Here is a 23511-nt window from a genome sequence, read left to right on the forward strand (position 1 = left end):
TTTTTTGTCTTTTCTACTTTTTCTTCGAAAACATGGCTTATTAATATTCTCTATATTGTTCTCAGTATTTATAATGTTTGCAGCCCTTAAAGTATTTGTGTACCGAGGAAGCGCAGGAACTAAAAAGAGTATGATTGCAGGTGAGGCCGGTATTAGCCAAGTTCTTTCCTACCACTATTTCAAATCCAAAGAGGAGTTTTTTTACTTTGCTCGTGAAAGAAGCCATGGAAGAAGCACAGGAGACACTTACTTCTAAAAGTGAATAGAGTATCGAATTAACAATAATCATGTTATGTAAACTAAATCCATTGATAAAGAATCTAATCCATATCCTCTTTATCAAATTTTTGTTATACAGTGAATCAGTGAATATAAAAACTGGCATCATCGATGATCTCTATTTCTTTGTATGCCTTCAGTTGATCCATCAAGTGGAAAAGTGCCCCATCCTTTTGCTTCGCTTCAATCATGCAATCCAATTGCGGTAAGCTTCCTTTAATATGTTGTAAAAATTCCATGAACATACTTGGATCCACATAGTCAGCATGTGCTCGAAATTCTTTATCTGACCTTGGGCTTGAAATATGCATTTTAGGAGGTAGTTTGGAAATACTCCAGGTATTTAGTATACGTGCCCAATGCTCTGTCCATTCTTCACTTGGTAACTGATGTGCTAAGTAATGGTGATAATCAAATACCATTGGTATTCCCAATTTCTCACATAAGTAAAGGGTTTCCGACAATGTATATGTCGTGTCATCATTCTCAAGAATCACCATTCTTTGAATCGGTTCAGGTATCAAGCCCCAATTATGGATAAATTGCTCTAATGCCTGTACGTGTTCTCCATAGCCTCCACCAACATGCAATACACAGCGATGCTCGGGATTCACCCCCATTTTTTGCAATAAAGTATGATGCATTTTTAACGTTTTTAATGATGTTTTCAATATATCGATATGAGAACTATTCAAAACAACAAAATGATCTGGGTGAAAATCTATTCTTATTTCTGGGTGATCGGAAATGAAGGTTCTTAATTTGTCCAGTTCTTCTGAAATTGGATCTATGTAATCCCATTCTGGAATTTCTGGATGATTGGCTAAAGGGATGAGTTTGGATGAAAGCCTAAAAAACTGAATATTATTGGCTTCGTTATGAATCAGTAACCGCCAGCAATTATGCAGATTGGAAATTGAAATGCGTTCAAGTTTTCTTATTGCTGCATCTCTGTCTTTAATTTTCGAAAACTGAGTAAATGTCATCGTTTGGGATGGGGAACAGTTTGGCACATGAGTACTCATGGCTACATAACCAAGGCGGATCAATGTCAAATGGATATCTCCTTTACATTTTATTATTTATTAAAAGTATTCCCGTTACGATCAATAATAATTTCATATTTTAGAAAATCCATAATCCGTAAAAAAATGGCCTTTTTCCGAATGAATTTTCGGGAAAAGACCATTTTCATAATAACCATTTTTACAATCAAATTTTCCTTTGGTGATATTCAATCCCTTAAACTTCAGGAGTTGGTGTTGGTTTGGCATATCCACTTTTATATTTTTCATCCACTTTATTCCTGATATCTTTAATGCTCATACCATCATTCAAGTCCAATATGGATTGTGCTGCTATTTCTAAGCAAACCCCGCATCTCGTCCCATGGTCATCCCAAACCACTTCACCATCTTCTTTATTCTCATGGATAAAACAATCGTAATTATTTTTATGGTTAGCTGATTCCCCGCACCCACAGTAACAAGGTATTTTTTCTAGTAAATCTTTATTTTGAGCAACAGCTAAATAGATTGTCTTCATATCGTCTGGTTTTTCAGATAGAAAATCCGGTGCTATTTCCTTACTGCTGGTCTCCTCCTGAAGATCTCCGGATACTGCATGTTCCGAATGTCCTTCATGGTTGCTTTCTTTTTTTTCGACCACACTTTTTTCTTCACTCGCACAAGCTGAAAGCATTAAAGAAGAGCAGATCGCTATCATCTTCATTAATTTAAGATTCATTTATTCACTCCTCGATCCATTTTGTTACCCCCATTTTATGGCATACAATCCATTTCTACAAGCATAAGGCTCCATCAATTTAAGGTTAAAAGAAAAATTCCATGAACTTCATTATTCAAAATTAAGTGAGTCCTGATTTTTTATAAGATAATACATCCATTTCTATCAGCGGCTATAGATAAGCATCATTGTAATCTATCTTAACTAAATTATCCTGATGTTTTAGTGCATATTTTGATAAGGTAAAGTGAAAGTATTCACTCACTTCTTTATTTTATCTCATCCATTACAAATTTGTTTTAAAACGAATGAACTTAAAGCGGGAACTGTTATATGCCCCCCTTTTATCCTTTCTATTTCTTCCAGACCCGCCTGCTGACCATTCACTAATACGGACCAATTCCCTTCTTGGGGAAGAGTAATGCTTATCGCGTCCCAATTTGCATTATGAATCACTGCGATTTTTGAATCATCTGCACGTAGAGTGTATGCAACGACATTCGATGGGGAATCAATGAATTGTAAATGCGTTTCGATTTCTTCGGGTGTACTTAATCTAAAAACCGAATGGTTTTTTCTTAGCGAAATGAGCCCTTTCATATATTCGACCTCGTAATCAAACTCCGCTCTTCTTTTCCAATCCAAACGGTTAACCCAGTCAGATGATTGATAGCTGTTTTCATCCCCGTCCTTCGTGCGCATAAATTCTTGTCCAGCATGAATCATCGGTATGCCCTGTGACAGTAAGACAATGGCGGAAGCTAATTTATGCATCTGTTTACGGCCATGTTCTGTTGCTTCCGGATTCGTGATGTTAAGTTTATCCCATAAGGTGAAATTATCATGCGCTTCAACATAATTGATGACTTGATCTGGTTTTTGATAAGTTGCAATATGATCATCGTATTTCAATCCGGCAGCGATACTTTTTCTTATAATATCCTCCATACCTGGCTTCCCATTAATAAATCCTTTATCATGCGCGTTCATCACGAATCCTTTTAACCCATCCCGGATTGTATCATTAAAATGTGCGATCCCAGGCATTTTACGTGCGTTTTTTTGATTCGCTTTTTGATCTTGGGCCAATGGTGTATTCATATCCCAGCCTTCGCCTAAAACAATGATGGTGGAATCAATTTCCACAAGTGCTTTTTTCACTTCATTCATCGTTTCCACATCATGAATCCCCATTAAATCAAAACGGAAGCCATCGAGGTTGAATTCTTCGGCCCAATAGGTGACGGATTCTACGATAAATTTACGCATCATTTTATGTTCAGAGGCCGTGTCATTTCCTACACCCGTGCCATTCGATAATGTACCGTCGGCGTTATAGCGAAAAAAGTAGGTGGGTACCAGTTTATTGAAGTTTGAATCAGCCACCGAATAAACGTGATTGTAAACCACATCCATGATCACACGCAGTCCCTGATCATGTAGACCTTGGATCATTTCCTTCAACTCCCGGATCCTTACTTTTGGTTGATACGGGTCAGTCGAGTATGAACCTTCTGGAGCGTTATAATTCTGAGGATCATATCCCCAATTATATTGCGGTTCATTTAATTTTTTTTCATTGACGGTAGCAAAATCGAATATGGGGATGAATTGCACATGGGTTACACCTAAATCTTTAATATGATCCAGACCCGTTTTCACACCATTCGGGCCTTTAGTGCCACTTTCAATTACTCCTAAGAATTTACCTTTATGTTGAATTCCACTTTCAGGATGAATCGACAAATCTCGTGTATGCAATTCGTAGATGATGATGTCCTCTGCTTTTCCGAGCGGTGGTTTATTCCGTGTCCACTTTTGTGGATTCGTGTCCGCTAAATTTATCACGACTCCTTTCTCTCCATTGACAGTGACTGCACGAACATAAGGATCTACAGCTTCACTCCAGATTTCTCCGACTTTTACCTTGTATGTATAAATCAATCCATCCTGATCACCGGTTAATTCAACTGTCCAGGTTCCCTTTTCCGAACGATCCATTTCAATTTCCATTCCATTGGAATTATCCCAATGTTCATAAGTGACAAGCTTAACTTCAGATGCAACGGGGGACCATAACCTGAAAGCCGTTTTATCTTTATGATAGGAATTTCCTAAGTCTTTTCCTTCAAAGTAATATAGCTGATCCAATTCTGCCGGGTTTAGTGAATGAATATTGGCAGTAGGCAGGGATTCCAATTGATTTTCCGTTTCTTTATCAGTAGGTTTTCGATTATTAGTATTTTCCTCTTCAAAATAAGAAAGTGAATCATTAATAGGTCATTCCTCCATTGAAATCCCCATTCCAAAACAGGAATTTATTTAATATATTTTTTCATATGCCTTGTTAAGAATAGGCTTTATCATACACTATTTGATCCCCTATACCTATGATTCCACCGGAATGACGCTTAAAAACATTCGCACAAAAAATTATGGAGAAAATTCTGAAATTCGTTTCCGGATTATTAGAATTGTAATGTATCAATTTGTTTCGCTTCAATTTCTAACCTATTATAGACCTCTGAAGAATCAAGATAATAAGGAAAAACTTAAAAAAGATAAAAAAATGCCTCCATAACAGTTTTACGGTCTTGGAGGCATTTCTAGTACTCTTTATGGTGTTTTAATAATTTTCATCTGGTTATCTTCAACAATTGCAGTAAAGTTCATCACTTCAGGCTGCTCAAAGATAAAGTCGGTAATGCCGTCTTCGAGTTGTTCCTGAATGACTCTACGAAGCGGTCTAGCCCCGAATGTTGGATGGTATCCTAATTCAATCAGTTTTTGTTTTGCTTCATCTGTCACAACTAATGTTAATTCTTGTGCAGAAAGTGTTTCGTCAAGTTCAGAAATCATGATATCAACGATTTGCAGAAGATCTTCCTTCTTCAATGCTGAGAATTCAATGATGCTATCAAATCTGTTCAAGAATTCCGGCTTGAAGAAACTGCCCAATGACTGCAGAATGGACGCCTCTTCCACGGCTGTACTAGTACCGAATCCCATTACTTTTTGTTTTTCTCCAACACCAGCATTACTTGTCATGATAATCACAGTGTCTTTAAAAGTAACGGTTCGGCCTTGACTGTCGGTCAAACGCCCATCTTCTAGAATTTGCAGGAACATATGCATAACATCTGGATGTGCCTTTTCAATCTCATCCAATAAAATAATACTGTAAGGTTTACGACGAACTTTTTCAGTTAATTGTCCTGCTTCCTCGTGTCCAACGTATCCAGGAGGTGAACCAATTAACTTGGAAACACTATGTTTCTCCATGAACTCACTCATGTCTAGACGAATCATCGCTTCCTTATCTCCAAACAATTCCTCTGCAAGGGTTTTTGCCAATTCTGTTTTACCTACTCCAGTTGGACCAACAAAAAGGAAAGAACCGGTAGGACGTTTTTTGGATTTTAACCCTGCACGACTTCTTCTGACGGCTTTTGCAACCTTTTTAACGGCCTCTTTCTGACCAATGACTTTTTTCATAAGTTCCGCTTGAAGATGAATCATTCTTTCTTGCTCATCCTCCTGTAACTTACCTACCGGTATACCGGTTTTTTGTTCAATGATGACTTGAATATCCTCGACGGTAACAATTGGTTTGACTGAATTTTCTCCAGCTTGCAAGGACTTTTCCAATTTTTCTTCTTCATCACGCAGAACCGCCGCTTTTTCATATGCTTCTTCTTTTAGTGCCAGTTCTTTTTCTTTATAGATTTGGGCAAGACGCTCTTTCATATCTTCTTCCTGACCGTCTTCTATGGTCAAGTTCAATTTAGAACCCGCCTCATCCATCAGGTCAATCGCCTTGTCAGGGAGAAAACGATCTTGAATGTAGCGGTTTGAAAGTTCTACTGCAGCTTTCAGTGCTTCCTCACTATAACTGACCCCATGATACGCTTCATAACTTTCTTTTAATCCTTGTAAAATGACAAGTGCTTCATCTGTGGTCGGTTCATCGACCTGAACGGGCTGAAAGCGACGTTCAAGTGCTCCGTCTTTTTCAATTTTTCGATATTCAGACAATGTAGTCGCTCCGACAAGTTGAAGCTCCCCTCTAGCAAGCGCTGGTTTTAAGATATTTCCAGCATCCATTGATCCTTCTGCTGAACCAGCCCCGACAATTTGGTGAATTTCATCGATGAATAAAATGACATTTTTTCTTTCCTGTAATTCACCGATCAACTGCTTCATCCGTTCTTCGAATTGCCCCCGAATACCAGTGTTCGAAACAAGTGACGCGATATCAAGCATATACACTATTTTATTTCGTAACTTAACAGGTACTGAACCTTCAACGATGGCGAGAGCCAACCCTTCAGCAATGGCTGTTTTACCTACCCCAGGTTCACCAATTAAAACAGGATTATTTTTATTACGTCTATTTAGAACTTCTATGACTCGTTTTATTTCTTCATTCCTGCCGATAACCGGATCAATAAGTCCTGCTTTTGCAGCATCGGTCAGATTGTGTCCATACTCCTCAAGCAATCCTTCGTCTTCGTCTTCAACAGAATCCGATTGTGGCACTTCATTATAATTAAATGGATTGAATGAATTTTGGAATCCATTATATTGGAATTTTCCAGTATTCATCCCCCCCATCGCTGCTCCAAGTTTGTTAGTCTCTTCTTTATAACAAGTGGAGCACAGTTTCACATCATGCTCCTGACCATTCATATTTAGGTGAACATTAATATTAGCGTGGTTTACATGGCATTTTTCACAAAGCATGTAGTACTCCTCCTTTAAAATTATTACATTCACAATAAAACTTTGACCTTCTTTGACTTTCTGACTTTATTATACATTGACCTTCTTTGGCTTTCAATAATTTTGAACTGGAATTTTTTCCATAAAGAAATTAGGAATTTTCTAATACCAATAAGGATAGGTAACTTCATAGAAACATCCGGATTGGTTTGCTAATCATATTAAACTATCTATTTCCAGTCAAATAAAAAGATTCCATGTATGTCCTCTTTTATTGATTACCCCTTTGAGGACGAATCATAACATACACTCTTCTACTTAATTGCATCAAGGTGTCTTAGAGCTAACAAATATGGTTAATGTTGACCATGTCTCATCGACCCTTTTTTTAAACAAAAAAAAGAGACTTCATGAAGTCTCATACTCGTTACTATAAAGATGCTTTCCTTCTATTAAATGCGTTTTGCTCCAATAAACTTTGGCTTCCAATAACTATTATTGGTTTTAGCGTATGACACTCCCTTTGATGAGGAAGAGTGAATGAATTGATTGTCACCTATGTATATTGCCACATGTGTGGGTTTTTTAGCTTTATTTGGTGCAAAAAACATTAAGTCACCTTTTTGTAAGGTCTTAACCTTTGTTCCTTTTTTGTATATATCAGCAGCTGTCCTTGGTAGATTCTTGCCAGCTTTTTGATATGAATATTTCACTAAGCCTGAGCAATCAAAACCTGATGAGGAAATGCCACCCATTTTATATTTTGTACCTAATTCACTTTTGGCCACTTTAATCGCTTTTGTATGATATGAAGCTGCTTCCGCTTGCTCCCCTGCAAAAGATACCAAAGCAAGCATAATAGCTAATGACAATCCGACGACAATTTTCTTGAACAAAATATTTTACCCCCTGATGTAATCTGCTAAACCTAATATACTTGAAAAGCTATATCATTCGCATCACAGGAACTTTACAATTATGTTACATTTAGTAGATATAGGAAGAATGACCATATAAAAACTAAAAAAAAGTCGAATTTTGGCATGGATAATCAACTTTAATTCAATTTACATTTAAGTATCATTTTTCAAAACTAGTAAAGCTTCATTTCATAAAAAACAGTGGTACTGGTATTCAGGCCTAAGGAGACCCAGCAGGGGCAAAGAGCAACGAGTTCGGACTCGCCCCTGAAAGCCAGTACCCTACGTTCCAATCTATGTTCGAATTTTTATAAACCCTGAAAAAAACTGTAGATAAACTCTCGGCTTTCTTCGAGTTCGTCTACAGTCTGAATAGTGGAACTGGAATCCACTATTAAAATTCTTTTGAGAAAAATGGCAAAAATAACTTTACCCCTCGCTTATTAAAAGGTAAAAATTTCATGTCAGCGATTAAATGGCTTATGTATCCTAATAGACAAGTAGTGAAAATTCCTTCGATCTCAAGGGATGCTTGAATTTGAAAAGCAATGATGCCAAAGAAAGCGATGCCAGCAATCGAATGTGTATAACTTCTATGTGGTGTAAAGGATGCTAGAATAATATAAATGCCTAACAGCCATAACCAGTTTTCCTGTAAGGATATTCCGACACCTAAAACCCCTAATCCAGTCAGGGTCAACATATGCCTTTGTGTAATGAATGAGGATATTATGATCAGTCCAATTCCTGCCCCTACACCAATCCACTTTTCCTTTTCAAAACCTTCCAATACACTATAAATAATCAATAGAATCCCAATCGTTTGTGCTAACGTTCGGATAAACTTGTGTGAAAAGGTAATCCTATTACTTAACTTCCCATCAATATCCATGTCTGGCATCAGGCCTGAAACGCCCCCCATCCCAACCAAAAATAAAGTGGTGGTTGGATCGGTTTGTAATGTGTTTGCCGTTAAGAAGCCAACCGTTGCCCCTATTGCCATGTGTGCTGTACCGTTCACTGTCTCTCTCCTGTTCCACTATTGAAGTCGTCTTGCCTCAAAGAAACGAATGTTTGTTCGAACTCTTTATTATTACTATACAATACTTTTGATGGAATTTCTTTATTTCTAATTAAAAAAATGCAGGATTTATTATATTAACTTCTTCAAGAATGTCTATTTAAATGTTTAGATTGATTCAATCCAGTTCTTAATCTCCAAAACATTTTTTAATAAAATGGGGTTTTTCATGAAATTTTATCCAAAATATGAATATACTAATCTATAAGGGGAGTGATTCAGATAGCTTTTTTAAATGCCTTCAATAATTTTAAAAATGGGAAAAAGTCTAAGAAAATAAAGAACATGGATTTTCGGGAACAACACGTAAAGAAATCGTCTGAGCTCATTGGTAATAATGTAATTGTCCAAAATATTATTAACAATCATCTTTCCAAAAAAAATAACCACTTGTAGGGTGGTTTTTTTATTTACTGTGAAAAATCGCTTCATTTTTCTCCATCTTCTCGCTTACTTCATAAATATAGTTATACTGAAGATAGTAATCGTATATGACATTTTGCAGGATCTTGAGTAGTGATTTATCGAACGTATCAAATTCCGTTTGATAGCTATTAAGGACGGTGACAAATTTCCCATCCATGTTTTCAAAATAATGCAATAGGAAGTTCTTGTAATATTCACTATCACTGTTGCTTTTGTTCGAGATGCATGGATCACCAGTTTGGATCGACTTATCAAGCATCGCTTTAATGGATTTAGGCAGTTTTGCTTTCTTGAATTGGTTCAGGGTATATATATCATAAGTGAAGGTCAGTCCCAATTGATTGGAATAAAAGTCCACGGCGCTGTCCAGTGTATATATTAAGGGTGATTTAAAATCCTTGCTATTGGCAATTTCCTCTGATATCTCCAATTGATATTCTTCAGAAGTTAAATACGCTGCAAATTTCATTTTCGAACTGCTCATGCTAAATACTTCATAAACGGCTGCATCTTGTTTTTCAATTTCAATTTCGATATTAAAAAACTTAAAGTGCTTTAAACGGTAAAAAGCAATCGGTGCTAATAGGAAAAGCAGTATCCAAACAAGGTAAAGAAATAAAGTGTTAAAGATGATTTGATAAAATTCAGACGTTACGATCGGTTCGATGATTAATGTTATCAATGTATTTTCAAAGCCCTGAGAAATAGGTGGATTTGTGGCAGGAGCCACGGCTTCCTCTGGCTTATTCAAAGTTTGGATACCTAAATGAGCCATCGCTACTAGCGTATAAACAAAAATTAAAATGGTTCCAATCACATAAAATTTTGGCATGAATCCTATAATCCTGTCGAAAACAGAAATCCGCTTATCTTTCTGCTCCTCTATAGCCAATGTGGTTGCTCCTTTTAAGATTATTAATATCAGGAAAAGTCAAACAGGGACTTAGAACTTCCTGGAGACTACCTACTTAATTTATATGTTTGCAATAATGTGAAAATACGTAAAATTAGCTTATTGATTGACATATTCCAAAATACTTTCGACGTTTTCATTAAAATTAAAAATATTTCGTCGTTAAAAATGCCCACCCTCTTCATTATGAAAGGATGAGCAAATGTTTAGGGTTATTATTTAGGACGGCCCTTTTATCGCATATTCTTCGACCTTCCTTAAGAACAACTCCATGGCTTTTGATGCTTCAAAGTCTTTCTTTTTCACGATTGAAAAAGGTCTGATAATGGGTTCATTTTTCACATGAAAGGTTTTCAACTCATTGGATTTCAATTCTTTTTGTACTGTCAATCTGGATAACAGGGCAATGCCAAGTCCTGCCATCACCGCTTCTTTCACACCTTGGATACTGGTGAAAATGAAGCTTCGCTTGATGCTTAGCTCCAGGCTGCTCAGTAGTTTATCCGAATATGTACGAGTTCCCGATCCTTGCTCCCTAAGTATCCATATTTGGTTTTGCAGCATGTCACCCTCTATAATATCCATCTGTGAAAGTGGATGGACTGGGGGAACGACCACAATCATTTCGTCTTTCATGAATGGGATGACATCGATATCTTTATAATCCGTTTCCCCTTCAATCAAACCTATATCAATCTGATTGGAACGTATCCCTTGAATGACTTCATTAGAATTCGAGATGATGATTTGTATGTCCACCAGCGGATATTTAGCAGCATATTCTGCTAAAACTTTTGGAAGATAATATTCCCCTATCGTGAAGCTTGCCCCTATTTTCATCGTTCCGCTCACCACGTTATTAAATTCATTTATTTCTCTTTTTGCTGTTTCATAATGATTAAGCATTTGCTTTGCATGTCTATACAATATTTTTCCCGGCTCTGTTATTTGAACTTGTTTGGGAGAACGATAAATTAATTTCGTTCCTAACTCATTTTCCAAATTTCTTATGTGCAGACTGACTCCTGGCTGCGACAGGTTCAGTATATCCCCTGCTCTTGAAAAGTTTTTCTGTTCGATTACGGTTACGAATACTTTTAACGGATCCATAGTTACCTCCCTATTTACCTATGCGATTCATTTTATCATAAGTATAAGTTATCATTGATATAGCAAAAATATATTTCACTTATTTTTAATTTAGCATTAATGTTAAGGCATCAACAATGATGGAGTGATCACACTGGAACAAACAAACGTTAAAACAAAAAAACTTGGATTTACAAAAGGAATAGCATTGACTTTGCTAATTGCACTTGCAGCAAAATACTTAGCTGAGCTTCCATTCCTTCATATAATGGGACAGTTAGTCATTGCGATACTGATTGGTGTTGTTTGGAAATCGATAATTGGCGTTCCAGCTTACGCCGTTGCAGGGACAAATTATTCAAGTAAAGTCCTTTTGAGAATGGGCATTATCTTATTAGGAATGCGCTTGAACCTGAAGGATATTTTTAATGCGGGTCCGAAAACATTTGCGGTAGGCGCCATTAGTCTTGTATTTGCTATATTAGTAGTTTATGGATTGACCCGCCTATTTAAAGTTGAGAAAAAGCTAGGCATATTGACAGCTTGCGGAACGGGAATTTGTGGAGCTGCTGCCATCCTGGCAATTTCCTCCCAAATAAAAGCAAAAGAAAAAGATACCGCAATAGCTGTAGCGACGGTTGCTGTATTAGGTACAACCTTCACTTTCGGTTATACGATCCTATATCCAATATTGGAGTTATCCAATCCAGGATATGGTATATTTTCGGGTGCGACACTCCATGAAATTGCTCACGTCATCGCGGCGGCAGCACCGGGGGGAAATGAGGCAGTGGATTTAGCTGTCATGGTCAAGTTAACAAGAGTAGCCCTGCTTATCCCTGTTGCCATGATAATTGGATTCATCATGAATTGGAAAGAGCAATCCCGGGATAACGGAAAGGAATCTTCTTGGAAATCCATTCAGATACCATGGTTTATTTTTGGGTTTTTATTAATGAGCGCTCTCTATTCCTCAGGAGTTGTTCCTGAGTATATAGCCGAAAAGCTTGTTATGCTTTCTTATATCCTCATGGCTATGTCAATGGCCGGACTAGGATTGAATATTGACCTCGTAACCTTTAAGAAATATGGCGGAAAACCTTTTGTCGCTGGGTTGATAGGCTCTGTTCTATTAACATGTCTCGGGTATGGATTGGTTCTCGTTTTCCATTTAAATTAACATTAGCTAAACAAGCATCCCCTTATTAGGAATGCTTGTTTTTCTCTACTGGATGGGGAACATTTGCACCATAAAAAATTTCATCCATCTCCGTTCGAAGCCTTTCTATTATTTCCTGCCTTTCCTCTGTATTTAGTTTTTCCTCTGTATAACCGAATAAATAATTATTAATATCGAATCTTTTTAGTTTACATTTCGTATGGAATATATTTTCCTGATATACATTTACATCTATCATGTCATATAACCCCTTTACTTCTTCGGGGATATAGTTTTGGATCGAATTAATATCATGATCTATGAACAATTTCCGGCCATTTTTATCTCTGGTAAACCCTCTTACACGATAATCGATCGTGATAATGTCAGTATCGAAGGAATGTATGAGATAATTAAGGGCTTTAAGCGGAGAAATCTCTCCACAAGTAGAGACATCGATATCCGCCCTGAAGGTGCTAATGCCTTCATTTGGATGAAATTCAGGGTATGTATGTACGGTTATATGGCTTTTGTCCAGTTGCATGACCACATTATCAGGTAGAGGCCCTGGTGATTCCTCATAAGTTCCAGTGGGTACCTCAACGACAGGACCTTCTGAAACAAGTATGGTTACACTGGCGCCTTGTGGGACATAATCCTGTTTGGCCGTATTTAAAACATGCGCTCCAATTAAATCGGAAACGTTATGCAAAATCTTCGATAGCCTCTCTGCATTGTATTGTTCATCGATATAATCAAGATACGCCTCTCTCTCTTCCCTCGTTTTTGTATAACAGATATCATACATATTAAAGCTTAAAGATTTCGTAAGATTATTAAATCCATGAAGTTCAATTCGTTGCTCTGGTGTTAGTTTCATGATCGATTCCCCTTATATTTTTTTTACGACTACCCTTATAGTTACCCTTTATTTAAAATAAAAAACAAGGCAGGATAAGTTCAACTTCCAATTTCTAATGGTACTTGTACTTTTCGCTAAAAATACTTAAGAAAAAAGCCATTGCATGAAGCATGCAATGGCTTTTTTCCTGTCGTGCTTTGTTTAGATTGTATGAAATTTTTTCTTTTTTATCGGTGAAAGCACTCGTTCCAACCAACCGAGTAAAAGATCTGACAGAATGGCCATCAAAGCCGTCGGGATTGCTCCTGCTAGTATGATTGCAGTCCCATTTGAAGCATTGGTTCCCCTGACAATGATATCCCCGAGACCGCCTGCACCTACGAATGTACCAACGGCAGTTACTCCTATTGCAACAACAAGCGCTGTACGTAAACCAGCCATGATGACAGACAGGGATAATGGCAGTTCGACCATTCTTAATAACTGGAACTTCGTCATGCCCATTGCTTTACCGGATTCTAAATACGCATGATCTATATTTATAATTCCGACATACGTGTTCCTCATGATTGGCAGTAGGGAGTATAAAAACAATGACAAAATTACGGTATTTGTTCCTAACCCCATCACTAGCATAAGTAGAGCAAGCAGAGCCAATGCTGGTGTAGTCTGGATGACATTTGTGATCGAAAATACCCACTTACTCAGTTTTTTATGTTTTGCGATGAAAATGCCTACTGGGATCGCTATGATTGCAGCAAATAATACACCATAAGCGGACATTAAAAAGTGACGATAAAACTCTGTAAGTACATACAACCAATTTTGGGAATAATAAGTTCCTAGCTGTTGTAAAGTTTCCATTAGTTTGCACCTCCCATTTATTCAAAATATTTATGTGCTTTGAGGAATTCCGTTGCCACGACCGATGGCTCTTTCAAGTTCCCATCAACTTCATAATTCAATTCCTGCATGGTTTCGGTATTAATTTCGCCAATTAACTTGTTAAGTTCATCTTCTATCTCCGGATACCTTTCCAATAAGTCTTCAGTAACGACTGGAGAACAATCATAGGGAGGGAAATATTGTTTGTCATCTTCTAATAGCTTCAAATCATTAACCTTAATCCGGCCATCTGAAGAGTATGCAAGGACAATATCCATCTGCCCACTTTTGACGGCATCGTATACGAGACCAATCTGCATCGGGTATGTTTCACCAAATTCCAAGCCATATGTATCGACGAATCCCTTATATCCATCTCCTTTTCTTTTCAGCCAAGCGCTATCGACACCTAACCTTAAATGATCGGCATCCTTTTCCAAATCAGATATTTTCTGATAGCCTTTTTTCTCTGCCAATTCATTTGAAATCGTAAAGGCATATGTATTATCAAAGCCATAAGAATCGAAAAATTTAAATCCATATTGCTTTTTAAATTCCCTTTGAACAACCTCCATTGCCTTTACTGGATCCTTTTCAATATCTTGTCCAAGAACGCTTGTTAAGTCCGTTCCCGTATAGCGAGTGGCGGCTATATCTATATCACCGCTCTCCATCGCTTTTTGCTGAACGAAATTCGAGCCTAAATTTTTGATGATTTTCGTATCGAGGTCCGTATTTCGTTCAAGGAGCTGAGCGATCATGTTTGCCAGGATTTCGGATTCTGTCATGCTTTGAGCACCGATTTTTACAGTGGTTTCAGACGACGAACCCAATCCAGGCAAGGAGCAGCCGCTGATGATTAATGTACAAACTATTAGGGCGATTATGATTGAACTTCTTATTTTTTTATGCATGGTATTCCTCCTCAAGCAACTTCCTTCATACCCTTTAATCCTTTTGGAACGACTTTTCGTTCTATGATCGAGAACACATAATCGACGAGGATGGCCATGATGATGACAGGTACTGCCCCAGCGATGATATATTCTGTTTGGTATAAATTCAAACCGATAAAAATGTAATCTCCAAGTCCCCCGCCTCCAATAAAAGAAGCCAAGGTGGCCCATCCAATTAAATAGACGGAAGCCGTACGGATACCAGCCATAATGACGGGGAGTGCAAGTGGGAATTCAACCAGACGAATTCTCTCCCAACTTGTCATACCGATGCCACGTCCGGATTCCAGCAGATTTTCATTTACGCCTTTGATGCCTGTGTATGTATTCCTGAGTATGGGTAAAACAGAATAGAAAAATAACGCAATAATTGCGGGTGTTTTCCCGACGCCTAAGAAAGGAATGAAAAAGGCTAGTACTGCAAGGCTCGGCAGCGTCTGCATAATATTTGCAATTCCAATGATAATGGAGGCGCTCCTTTTCATTCGAGTCAACATAATGCCAAGTGGTACTGCAACGATTATTCCAAGGAACACAGCGATCATAGATATGTATAAATGCTCCCATGCTTTATAAATCAATTCTTGCCAATTCGTTTGTAAAAAAACGAGCAATGATTCCATCTTCTACACCTCCTAGAACATTTCAGCCATTTCAGCCATTTGATTTTCTTCCTCTCCCCATATACTGTCATATACGATGTCGACCAATGTTGCTCTCGTTACAATTCCGACCAATTGTTTATTGTGGTCAACTACCGGCACGTATTTGAATCCCCGCTTCAGTATCTTCTGAACGGAATCACGGATTAAAGAGTCTTGATTCACTGAATAAACTTCTGTATTGATCATTTCACTAATGAATTTAGCTTTTTTACGGTATTCACTGATAGTTTCTACATCTACATACCCCTTTAAGGCATTTTGCTCATCGACCACAAGCAAGGAATCCACCCTTTTCTCGCGCATAATCTTGATGGCATCGGTAAGGGACTTTTCCTCTGTAATGGAAATCGGATTACGACTCATGATTTGTTCCACCAACTCAACATGCGGTCTTGTTTGAAGCAATCGATCTTTACCGATGAATTCTTCGACGAATTCATTCACTGGGTTTCTGAGAATTTCATCCGGTGTCCCCACTTGAACGATTTCCCCAGCCTTCAATATGACGATCCGATCCGCTAACTTAATCGCTTCATCCATGTCATGAGTAACAAAAACGATGGTTTTGTTAAGTGTACGCTGGAGATTTTTGAATTCCTCCTGAAGGGCATCACGAGTAATCGGATCAAGTGCACCAAATGGCTCATCCATTAAAATAAGTGGCGGATTGGAAGCAAGAGCTCTGAGGACCCCAATTCTTTGCTGCTGGCCTCCGCTCAATTCGTGTGGATACCTATCTAAATATTCAGGACCCATATCGACAAGCTGAAGCAATTCAAGAGCCCGGTCTTTTTTTCGTTTTTCCTCCCATTTAAGAAGTTTTGGAACGAGAGTGATATTTTCCAGAATCGTCATGTGTGGGAAAAGTCCGATTTGCTGAATAACGTACCCAATTTCCCTTCTTAACTGAACCGGATCTTTATCCATTATATTTTCCCCATTTATCAGGATCTGTCCTTCTGATGGTTCAATTAGACGGTTAATCATTTTCATGGTTGTCGTTTTACCGCAGCCACTTGGACCAATGAAGCAAATGAACTCCCCTTTTTTTATGTCCAATGAAATATTCTTTACAGCCTTCTTTCCTCCCTTATAGTTTTTCGATACTTTTTCAATTTTTAACATAACAAGCACCTCCATCATTCATAAACAATTACAAATTTCACAAAAACATTTCCTTTTTTTACGCACAGTCTGTTATACCCAGACGATAAGTTCCTTAAACATTTATAGTGTAAAACACTAGTTCTTTGTATTTATATTGAAAAAATGGAATAAAAAAACCACCTTTTTTTAAAAAAGGCAGTCAGTAGATTTACGTTAGGATCATGCCTCAAAACCCGTTATGATTGGCAATGAGGGTTTTCACAGTTGCATCTGACCCAGTATGGAAGGATGGCACAGTAATGTCTCGATGACGCCTGATAATTTTTTCGTCACCCTTATGTCCGTACCCATCATGTAACTGCATGCATCTTACAGAGATTCGCTTAGACATTTCCGTAATCCAATATTTTGCCATCGAAACCTCGGTAATGATATTCTCCCCATTCATATGTTTACAGACTAAATCATCGACAAAAGTACTGCCCAATTGAATATCGGTCGCTATTTCAGCAATGGTAAACCGTGTTTTTTGACATTGACTAATATTCTTATTAAAAGTTTTACGCTCTTTTACATATCCCTTCGTCAAGCGAAACATGTCTTTTGCAGCCACTAAAGATCCTATTGCACACAAAAGTCTTTCCTGCTGCAGGTTTTGCATGATATAAGAGAGACCTTTCCCTTCCTCCCCAAGGAGGTTGCCTACAGGTACTGCAACATCATCAAAAAAAAGGTCAGCTGTTTCCGAGCCATTCCCTCCATCTTTTTCTAGTTTTCTTCCACGTGTTAAGCCCGGAGTATCTTTATCTACCAGCAGCAAACTGATTCCGTCAAGAGAAGAAACAGCGTCAACATCGGTTTTGCAGGCTACAATCATCAAGTCGGCCCTTAACCCGTTTGTGATGAATGTTTTGGCTCCATTGATTCGATAATACCCATCTTTCTTGACGGCTGTGGTCTGAATATTTGCTAATTCGGGACCCGTTCCTGGCTCTGACAGAGCAAAGGCAGAAATCATTTCTCCAGTACTGAATTTAGGTAAATACCTATGTTTTTGATCTATTGTTCCGAATGAAGCAATATAAGGGGCCACAACATCAGAATGAATGGATATCCCTGCTAAGCCAGATCCGATCCTTTCCAATTCCTCTGACAGTACAACTGAATAGCCAAAATCCGCTCCGAATCCACCGAATTCCACATCAAGCCATGGACATAAAAATCCATTTTCTCCGATTCCTTTCCAAAGTAAACGTGGTACTTCCCCATCTTTTTCCCATTGATCATAATAGGGGATAGCTTCCTTTTCAAGAAATTCACGAAATGACTGTTGAAATAATAAGTGTTCCTTCTTGAAGAAGGAACGTGGTTTATCGTTAGTGACCGCCACCGTGTTAAACATAAGTTAACCTCCATTAGCAAATGATTTTGGTTGGTGCATCAATGTGAAATATCTTATATTCCACAACCATTCTCAAAAACAAAGATAATTGAAATATTAATGTAAGCGGTTACGATAAATGAGTTTTCAAACTGATAAAAATGGACCATAATATTCAAGTTCAACAAAACTATGGAATTCCCTTTTATAAATCTATTTTTTACCATTTGGAATTCCTTTTTGTATAGTATATTACATATTGCATACTAAAGAATGTGGTTGATACTTAACTGCCATATTATGGTGTTTCTTATATATTCTGACGAGGTTATTTTTAAAATATTAATCTATTATCATAACATGTGCTATTTAATGAATTTTTGAAGCTATCACACTGCCTGATGGACTAATCGGTTACTATATCAGTCTGTTTCTTTACTGCTTTAATTTATTACTGCCATACCTCGCTAACCTTTACATCTTGTATCGACCTGACCGTATAATCCTTGGAGTTTATTTGATTTACCTTAAGTCCATTTGATTGTTTATTTTTAACACTTCCAAATTAATTGGTTTTACATACCATATTACCGCCAATGATGCGAATATGGCTAAACTACCCGCTAATAGAAATGCTGCTGTATATGTCCCAGATACCTGAACAAGGTATCCTGTTACAGTTGGTCCAAGTATTCCAGCCGTATTTGCTAAGAAGTGCATAAAACCTCCAACTGAGCCAACATTTTGTTGATCTACAACATCCTGAACTATCGCCCAGTAAATAGATCCCGTTAAATACAAGAATAATACAGATGAAGCCACTAAACTTACAGCTCCTATAGTTGTTGTTACAATTCCTGCAAGTCCAATACACACTGCAGAAATAAACAAACATGTAACTAACACAACCTTACGAGAAAATAATATTCCTTTTCCAGCGAACTTTTTGTATACAAAATCGGATAAAAATCCACCGGAAGCTAATCCAATAAAACCCAATATCCACGGGATGACTGTAACAACACTCATTTCTTTGACATTTAATCCATGAGTATCTATTAAATAACTAGGAAACCAAGTTAAAAAGAAAAATAGAATATATGAATATGCAAAATAAGCAAAGGATGTAAATAAAACTGTTTTTTGTTTTAAATAAAAACTTAATGGAATTTTTTTATTTGAGGAAACTTTATTAACATGTTGTTGATTGCTTGGAATAGTTTCATTGTTAACTGCAGGTCTTTCTTTACTAAATAACCACCAAGCTATAGCCCATGCAAAGCCCAGTAGCATGATTATTATAAAAGAGATTCTCCAACCAAAACTAAGTGCTATTATACCAACAATAGGTCCTGCAATCGCTCCCCCTAAAGGAGTACCGCTATTTGCTAAACCGATAGCACCTGCTCGTTTGTCAGCTGGAAACCAATTATTAATCATTTTATTTATTGTTGCAGATAATGGTCCTTCTCCCATTCCAAAAAAAACACGAATAATAATTAAACTGACAAGTCCAAATGTCAGAGCAATTGCACCACTAAATATTGACCAAATAATCATGGCAACAAATAGCGTTAGTTTCGCTCCATAACGATCCGATGCCATTCCTCCAAGAAAATTGAACACAGCATACCCAACAGAAAAACTGCTAAAGACTATGCCCATTTGAGTAGGTGTTAAATTTAAATCATCTTGAATAAAAGGCGCTGCAATCGATAGTGCCGATCTGTCCAAATAATTAATAACACCAGCTAAGAAAAGCAAAATCATAATAGAAGTTCTACCCTTTGAAAACATATTCTTCCCCCTTAAAGTAAGCAGTGCATTTACTAACAACGAGCAGGTTCACCAAAGAATGAAGCCTGCCCGAAATCAAAAGGAATTAATTAGTGAACTATTTGATGTCGCATCCTAATTATCAAGCTAGCAGGAAATTTATGTTCTATTTTTTATTATAGAATCCTTTTCTTGAATAAATGTATTTGTTAATACTCCCAGCTTTTCAATTTCAACGGAAACGACATCGCCAGGCTTTAAATAAATCTGTTTTTCTTCCGGATAACCTAAAATAACTCCCTCCGGCGTTCCTGTTAGAATGATATCACCCGGAACTAACGTCATATGATTGGAAATATAACTCACAATATGGGCAACAGAAAAAATCATGTCCGACGTATTAGAGTTCTGACGCACTTCTCCGTTTACGATTGTTTTTATATTTAAATTCTGGGGATTTCCCACTTCGTCAGCCGTTACCAAATATGGACCCATTGGGCTGAAATCATCACATGTTTTTCCAAGCAGCCATTGTGGTGTCTTAAGCTGTAAATCCCTAGCGGACAAATCATTTACCGGACAATACCCAAACACATAATCGAGAGCATTTTCTTGTGAAACGTATTTTGCTTTCTTTCCAACTACAACACCTAGTTCTACCTCATAGTCTACCTTTTCTGTCATTTTAGGGAGGGCAATATCACATTGATGGCCTGTTAGTGTATTATTAAACTTGTTAAAAAGAATCGGAACTTCCGGATAAGGTGCATTTGTTTCATCTGCATGTTTACGGTAATTAAGCCCAACACAAATGATTTTATTTGGCTGAGTCACACAAGGTTCCCACTTTATATCCTTTTCATCCAAAACATAGGTATTACCACTATATAAATCATGGCGATTTACATATCTTTCTAATGCTGCTACTGCTGTTTGTCCACCTTCGATCACTTCCATGATATTCGTCGGTACGTTTTCCCCACCAATAACGGATAATGCAGATACTATATCAACAATACCATTATCCACTTTCACCCCAAGAGATTGTTTACCATTTTTCTTGAAAGTTAATAATTTCAAAATAACTCCTCCTCATAACCTTTCAAACTATTTCATATCTTTTTCCTCTCATGCATTTTTTCCGAAGACGACGCCACCGTCAATATAAAGCGGGGAGCCCATCATAAACTTTGATTCATCAGACGCTAAAAATAAAGCCGCTTTTGCAACATCTTCCGGTTTTCCGACATCGCCGCTTAATTGGCGAGTTTTTATATGTTCCATCGCTTCTTCCGGATTATCGTAAGAGGTTTTTAAATATTTTTCCACAAATGGTGTTAAAATCGTTCCCGGCAACAGCGCATTAACACGAATTTTGTAAGGAGCGTAATCAACCTGCATTGATTTTGTAAGTGCCAAAATGGCTCCTTTTGTAGTAGCATAAGAGGCTCTTCGCGCCAAGCCAATTTCGGCAACACATGATGACATATTGATAATGGATCCATTTTTTCTCTCCATCATGTGGGGCAAGACATATTTACTTGGCAAATAAACTCCTTTAATATTTACACTCATTACCCTATCCCAGTCGTCGGGTTCAATTTCATGCAGTTCGCCTATACCGCTAATGCCAGCATTATTGAAAAGAACATCAATTCTAGAATATTTTTCAACGACCTGTTGGACCATTTTTTTAACAGAATCGGTATCCGTTACGTCAGCTTGAATAAAGGTGGCTTCCCCGCCTAATGAAGTAATTTCCTCTACTGCTTGGTTCCCTTTATTTCCATCAATATCATTCACGATGATAGTGGCCCCTTCTTTTGCAAAAAGCAGCGCCGTACTTTTTCCAATGCCAGAACCCGAGCCAGTGATTAAAACTATTTTCCCCTGTAATCTCATCACACTCACACCTTTCGTTTCACTAAATTTGCTTCTTATAAGCTAATACCGATTCGATTAATACTAAACTCCTGATGACCGAGAATTTCTGACTTTGTTAAACTTCCCGATGATATATCCACAATCCCATCAAAAATCCGCTTTCCTGCCAGTTCTAACGTTTCTATTCCTTGCAATACAGTACTTATATCAATATCAATGTTATCGTTCATCCGTTTTCCAGTTAGCTCATTTCCGGTAATTTTAATGACTGGGACGATCGGGTTTCCTGTAGGAGTCCCACGGCCGGTTGTAAAGCAAACAACTTGTACCCCGGCGGCTGCCATGCCAGAAACACACTCGATATCATTTCCAGGTGAATCCATAAAGTAAAAACCTTTTCCTGGGATAGATTCCGCGTATTCCACTACCCCTTGCAATGGTGAAGTTCCTGCTTTACTAATACACCCTAACGATTTCTCTTCAATACTTGAAAGTCCACCTTCGATATTTCCTGGACTTGGATTGCCACCACGCATATCAACACCCATACGTTCGATTTCTTTTTCAAACCTCTCAACATAAGAATATAGTTTGTGACTAATGTCTTCGGAAACGGCTTTTTCAGCTACAATATGCTCTGCTCCAATAATTTCCGTTGTTTCTCCCATGACAATGCTTCCTCCTTCGCTGATGATTAAGTCTGAGGCGTTCCCTAAAGCAGGATTACTACATAATCCGGATGTTGAGTCTGATCCTCCGCATTTCACCCCAACAATGATTTCAGACAAAGAAATGTCTTCCTTAGAGATTTGTTGGATATCCATAACAAGTTTACGAGCTGAATCTATGCCTTTTTGAATAGTTTTAACTGAGCCTCCTTCATTTTGTATATCTAACCAGATGACGGGTTTGCCAGTCTCTCTTATTTCATCGCGAATTTGGTCGGCTTTCATCACTTCGCATCCAAGGCTTACGATCAATACAGCGCCGACGTTGGGGCTTTTCCCCATTCCTACAAGTACTTGATGTGTTCTTTCTTTATCATCCCCTACTTGACTACAACCATGTTGATGAGGAATCGCAACTGCTCCCGGCACTTGCTGCTGTATTCTGTTTACTACCTGATTTGCACAAACAACAGTAGGTAATAATAAAACATGATTTCGAATACCTACCTTTCCGTCTGTTCTACGATAACCTTTAATTATTGTCATTATAATTCCTCCTACTGCTCTGCTTTTTGATCTCCGCGTCCTCGAATGCCTTCAATATTATGAACATGTACATGTTCTCCTTCATCAATACACTCAGTTGCTGCTCCAATTGATTCCCCATACTTAATAATACGCTCTCCTTTTTTAAGCGAACGAATCGCAACTTTGTGACAGAATTTCACATCTTGCTGAACGATTATGTTATGTTTAATTCCGTTAAGAATAAAGGAAAGGTTTTCCCCCGCTTTGATATCACAAAGTAAAGTCACTACATTGTCCTTGGAATCCATGACAATACAAGAAACACCCGTTTTAAAAGAATATTCCCCCATCTATTTACACCTCACCACTACTAATTTTTTGGTAAGAAATGATCCAGTCTCCATCCAATATTTGACTGAAAAAAAAGCTCTTTTGAAAGAAAAATGATAGAATTCCCACGTACC

20 protein-coding genes and 1 pseudogene are annotated in these 23511 nt (G+C 37.7%); 2 read left to right on the plus strand and 19 right to left on the minus strand.

All coding sequences use genetic code 11. The features are described from left to right. The first annotated feature begins 130 nt into the window (after positions 1 to 130). Positions 131 to 256 (plus strand): TetR family transcriptional regulator, encoded by a 126-nt coding sequence (locus ACFWE9_RS12435; protein ID WP_377356994.1) that lies wholly within the window; start codon positions 131 to 133, stop codon positions 254 to 256. A gap of 106 nt (positions 257 to 362) precedes the next feature. Here the strand turns inward: ACFWE9_RS12435 and uvsE are convergent, their stop codons facing one another. The 8 genes and pseudogenes from uvsE to ACFWE9_RS12475 all read right to left on the minus strand — a co-directional run bounded on the left by uvsE (position 363) and on the right by ACFWE9_RS12475 (position 11197). Further along, positions 363 to 1334, minus strand: a complete 972-nt coding sequence (gene uvsE / locus ACFWE9_RS12440) for a UV DNA damage repair endonuclease UvsE (RefSeq protein ID WP_230155892.1) — start codon at positions 1332 to 1334, stop codon at positions 363 to 365. Positions 1335 to 1521: 187 nt separating this feature from the next. After that, positions 1522 to 2025 carry a PCYCGC motif-containing (lipo)protein gene (locus ACFWE9_RS12445; protein WP_230155891.1) on the minus strand — a complete coding sequence of 168 codons (504 nt, stop codon included), beginning with the start codon at positions 2023 to 2025 and terminating at the stop codon, positions 1522 to 1524. A gap of 279 nt (positions 2026 to 2304) precedes the next feature. After that, positions 2305 to 4179: pseudogene (pulA, locus tag ACFWE9_RS12450) on the minus strand (type I pullulanase); the annotation flags it as partial. Between the two features lie 462 nt (positions 4180 to 4641). After that, complete coding sequence (locus ACFWE9_RS12455) at positions 4642 to 6768, minus strand: ATP-dependent Clp protease ATP-binding subunit (RefSeq protein WP_230155890.1); 2127 nt, start codon at positions 6766 to 6768, stop codon at positions 4642 to 4644. Between the two features lie 431 nt (positions 6769 to 7199). Further along, positions 7200 to 7643 (minus strand): C40 family peptidase, encoded by a 444-nt coding sequence (locus tag ACFWE9_RS12460; protein ID WP_230155889.1) that lies wholly within the window; start codon positions 7641 to 7643, stop codon positions 7200 to 7202. Positions 7644 to 8061: 418 nt separating this feature from the next. Next, a complete protein-coding gene (locus tag ACFWE9_RS12465; protein WP_230155888.1) occupies positions 8062 to 8688 on the minus strand; it encodes a metal-dependent hydrolase in 627 nt (208 codons plus the stop codon). A 466-nt stretch (positions 8689 to 9154) separates the two neighbouring features. Continuing rightward, complete coding sequence (locus tag ACFWE9_RS12470; protein WP_377356998.1) at positions 9155 to 10066, minus strand: hypothetical protein; 912 nt, start codon at positions 10064 to 10066, stop codon at positions 9155 to 9157. A gap of 240 nt (positions 10067 to 10306) precedes the next feature. Continuing rightward, on the minus strand, positions 10307 to 11197 hold the full coding sequence (locus tag ACFWE9_RS12475; protein WP_230155884.1) for a selenium metabolism-associated LysR family transcriptional regulator: 891 nt from the start codon (positions 11195 to 11197) through the stop codon (positions 10307 to 10309). 133 nt (positions 11198 to 11330) lie between these two features. Between ACFWE9_RS12475 and ACFWE9_RS12480 the strand changes: the two genes are divergently transcribed. Beyond that, the gene (locus tag ACFWE9_RS12480; protein WP_230156138.1) at positions 11331 to 12356 is read left to right on the plus strand and encodes a YeiH family protein; all 1026 of its coding nucleotides are present in this window, start codon (positions 11331 to 11333) and stop codon (positions 12354 to 12356) included. 25 nt (positions 12357 to 12381) lie between these two features. Here ACFWE9_RS12480 and speD read toward each other — a convergent pair whose 3' ends face one another. The 11 genes from speD to ACFWE9_RS12535 all read right to left on the minus strand — a co-directional run bounded on the left by speD (position 12382) and on the right by ACFWE9_RS12535 (position 23397). Further along, positions 12382 to 13215 carry an adenosylmethionine decarboxylase gene (speD, locus tag ACFWE9_RS12485; protein WP_377357000.1) on the minus strand — a complete coding sequence of 278 codons (834 nt, stop codon included), beginning with the start codon at positions 13213 to 13215 and terminating at the stop codon, positions 12382 to 12384. Positions 13216 to 13398: 183 nt separating this feature from the next. Then, positions 13399 to 14061 carry an ABC transporter permease gene (locus ACFWE9_RS12490; RefSeq protein WP_377357002.1) on the minus strand — a complete coding sequence of 221 codons (663 nt, stop codon included), beginning with the start codon at positions 14059 to 14061 and terminating at the stop codon, positions 13399 to 13401. 17 nt (positions 14062 to 14078) lie between these two features. Next, on the minus strand, positions 14079 to 14996 hold the full coding sequence (locus tag ACFWE9_RS12495) for an osmoprotectant ABC transporter substrate-binding protein (protein ID WP_230155878.1): 918 nt from the start codon (positions 14994 to 14996) through the stop codon (positions 14079 to 14081). Between the two features lie 11 nt (positions 14997 to 15007). Beyond that, a complete protein-coding gene (locus tag ACFWE9_RS12500; protein WP_230155876.1) occupies positions 15008 to 15661 on the minus strand; it encodes an ABC transporter permease in 654 nt (217 codons plus the stop codon). Between the two features lie 12 nt (positions 15662 to 15673). Then, positions 15674 to 16828 carry a betaine/proline/choline family ABC transporter ATP-binding protein gene (locus tag ACFWE9_RS12505; RefSeq protein WP_230155875.1) on the minus strand — a complete coding sequence of 385 codons (1155 nt, stop codon included), beginning with the start codon at positions 16826 to 16828 and terminating at the stop codon, positions 15674 to 15676. A gap of 208 nt (positions 16829 to 17036) precedes the next feature. Then, positions 17037 to 18212 (minus strand): acyl-CoA dehydrogenase family protein, encoded by a 1176-nt coding sequence (locus ACFWE9_RS12510; RefSeq protein WP_230155873.1) that lies wholly within the window; start codon positions 18210 to 18212, stop codon positions 17037 to 17039. A gap of 501 nt (positions 18213 to 18713) precedes the next feature. After that, positions 18714 to 19988 carry an MFS transporter gene (locus ACFWE9_RS12515; protein WP_230155871.1) on the minus strand — a complete coding sequence of 425 codons (1275 nt, stop codon included), beginning with the start codon at positions 19986 to 19988 and terminating at the stop codon, positions 18714 to 18716. A 138-nt stretch (positions 19989 to 20126) separates the two neighbouring features. Next, complete coding sequence (locus ACFWE9_RS12520) at positions 20127 to 21047, minus strand: fumarylacetoacetate hydrolase family protein (RefSeq protein WP_230155864.1); 921 nt, start codon at positions 21045 to 21047, stop codon at positions 20127 to 20129. Positions 21048 to 21095: 48 nt separating this feature from the next. Beyond that, positions 21096 to 21869 carry an SDR family NAD(P)-dependent oxidoreductase gene (locus ACFWE9_RS12525; RefSeq protein ID WP_230155862.1) on the minus strand — a complete coding sequence of 258 codons (774 nt, stop codon included), beginning with the start codon at positions 21867 to 21869 and terminating at the stop codon, positions 21096 to 21098. Between the two features lie 35 nt (positions 21870 to 21904). After that, the gene (locus ACFWE9_RS12530; protein WP_230155860.1) at positions 21905 to 23065 is read right to left on the minus strand and encodes a UxaA family hydrolase; all 1161 of its coding nucleotides are present in this window, start codon (positions 23063 to 23065) and stop codon (positions 21905 to 21907) included. 11 nt (positions 23066 to 23076) lie between these two features. Beyond that, the gene (locus ACFWE9_RS12535) at positions 23077 to 23397 is read right to left on the minus strand and encodes a UxaA family hydrolase (protein ID WP_230155859.1); all 321 of its coding nucleotides are present in this window, start codon (positions 23395 to 23397) and stop codon (positions 23077 to 23079) included. Positions 23398 to 23511: the final 114 nt, after the last annotated feature.

This window comes from Peribacillus sp. NPDC060253 (assembly GCF_042727425.1).
Taxonomy (GTDB): Bacteria; Bacillota; Bacilli; order Bacillales; family DSM-1321; genus Peribacillus.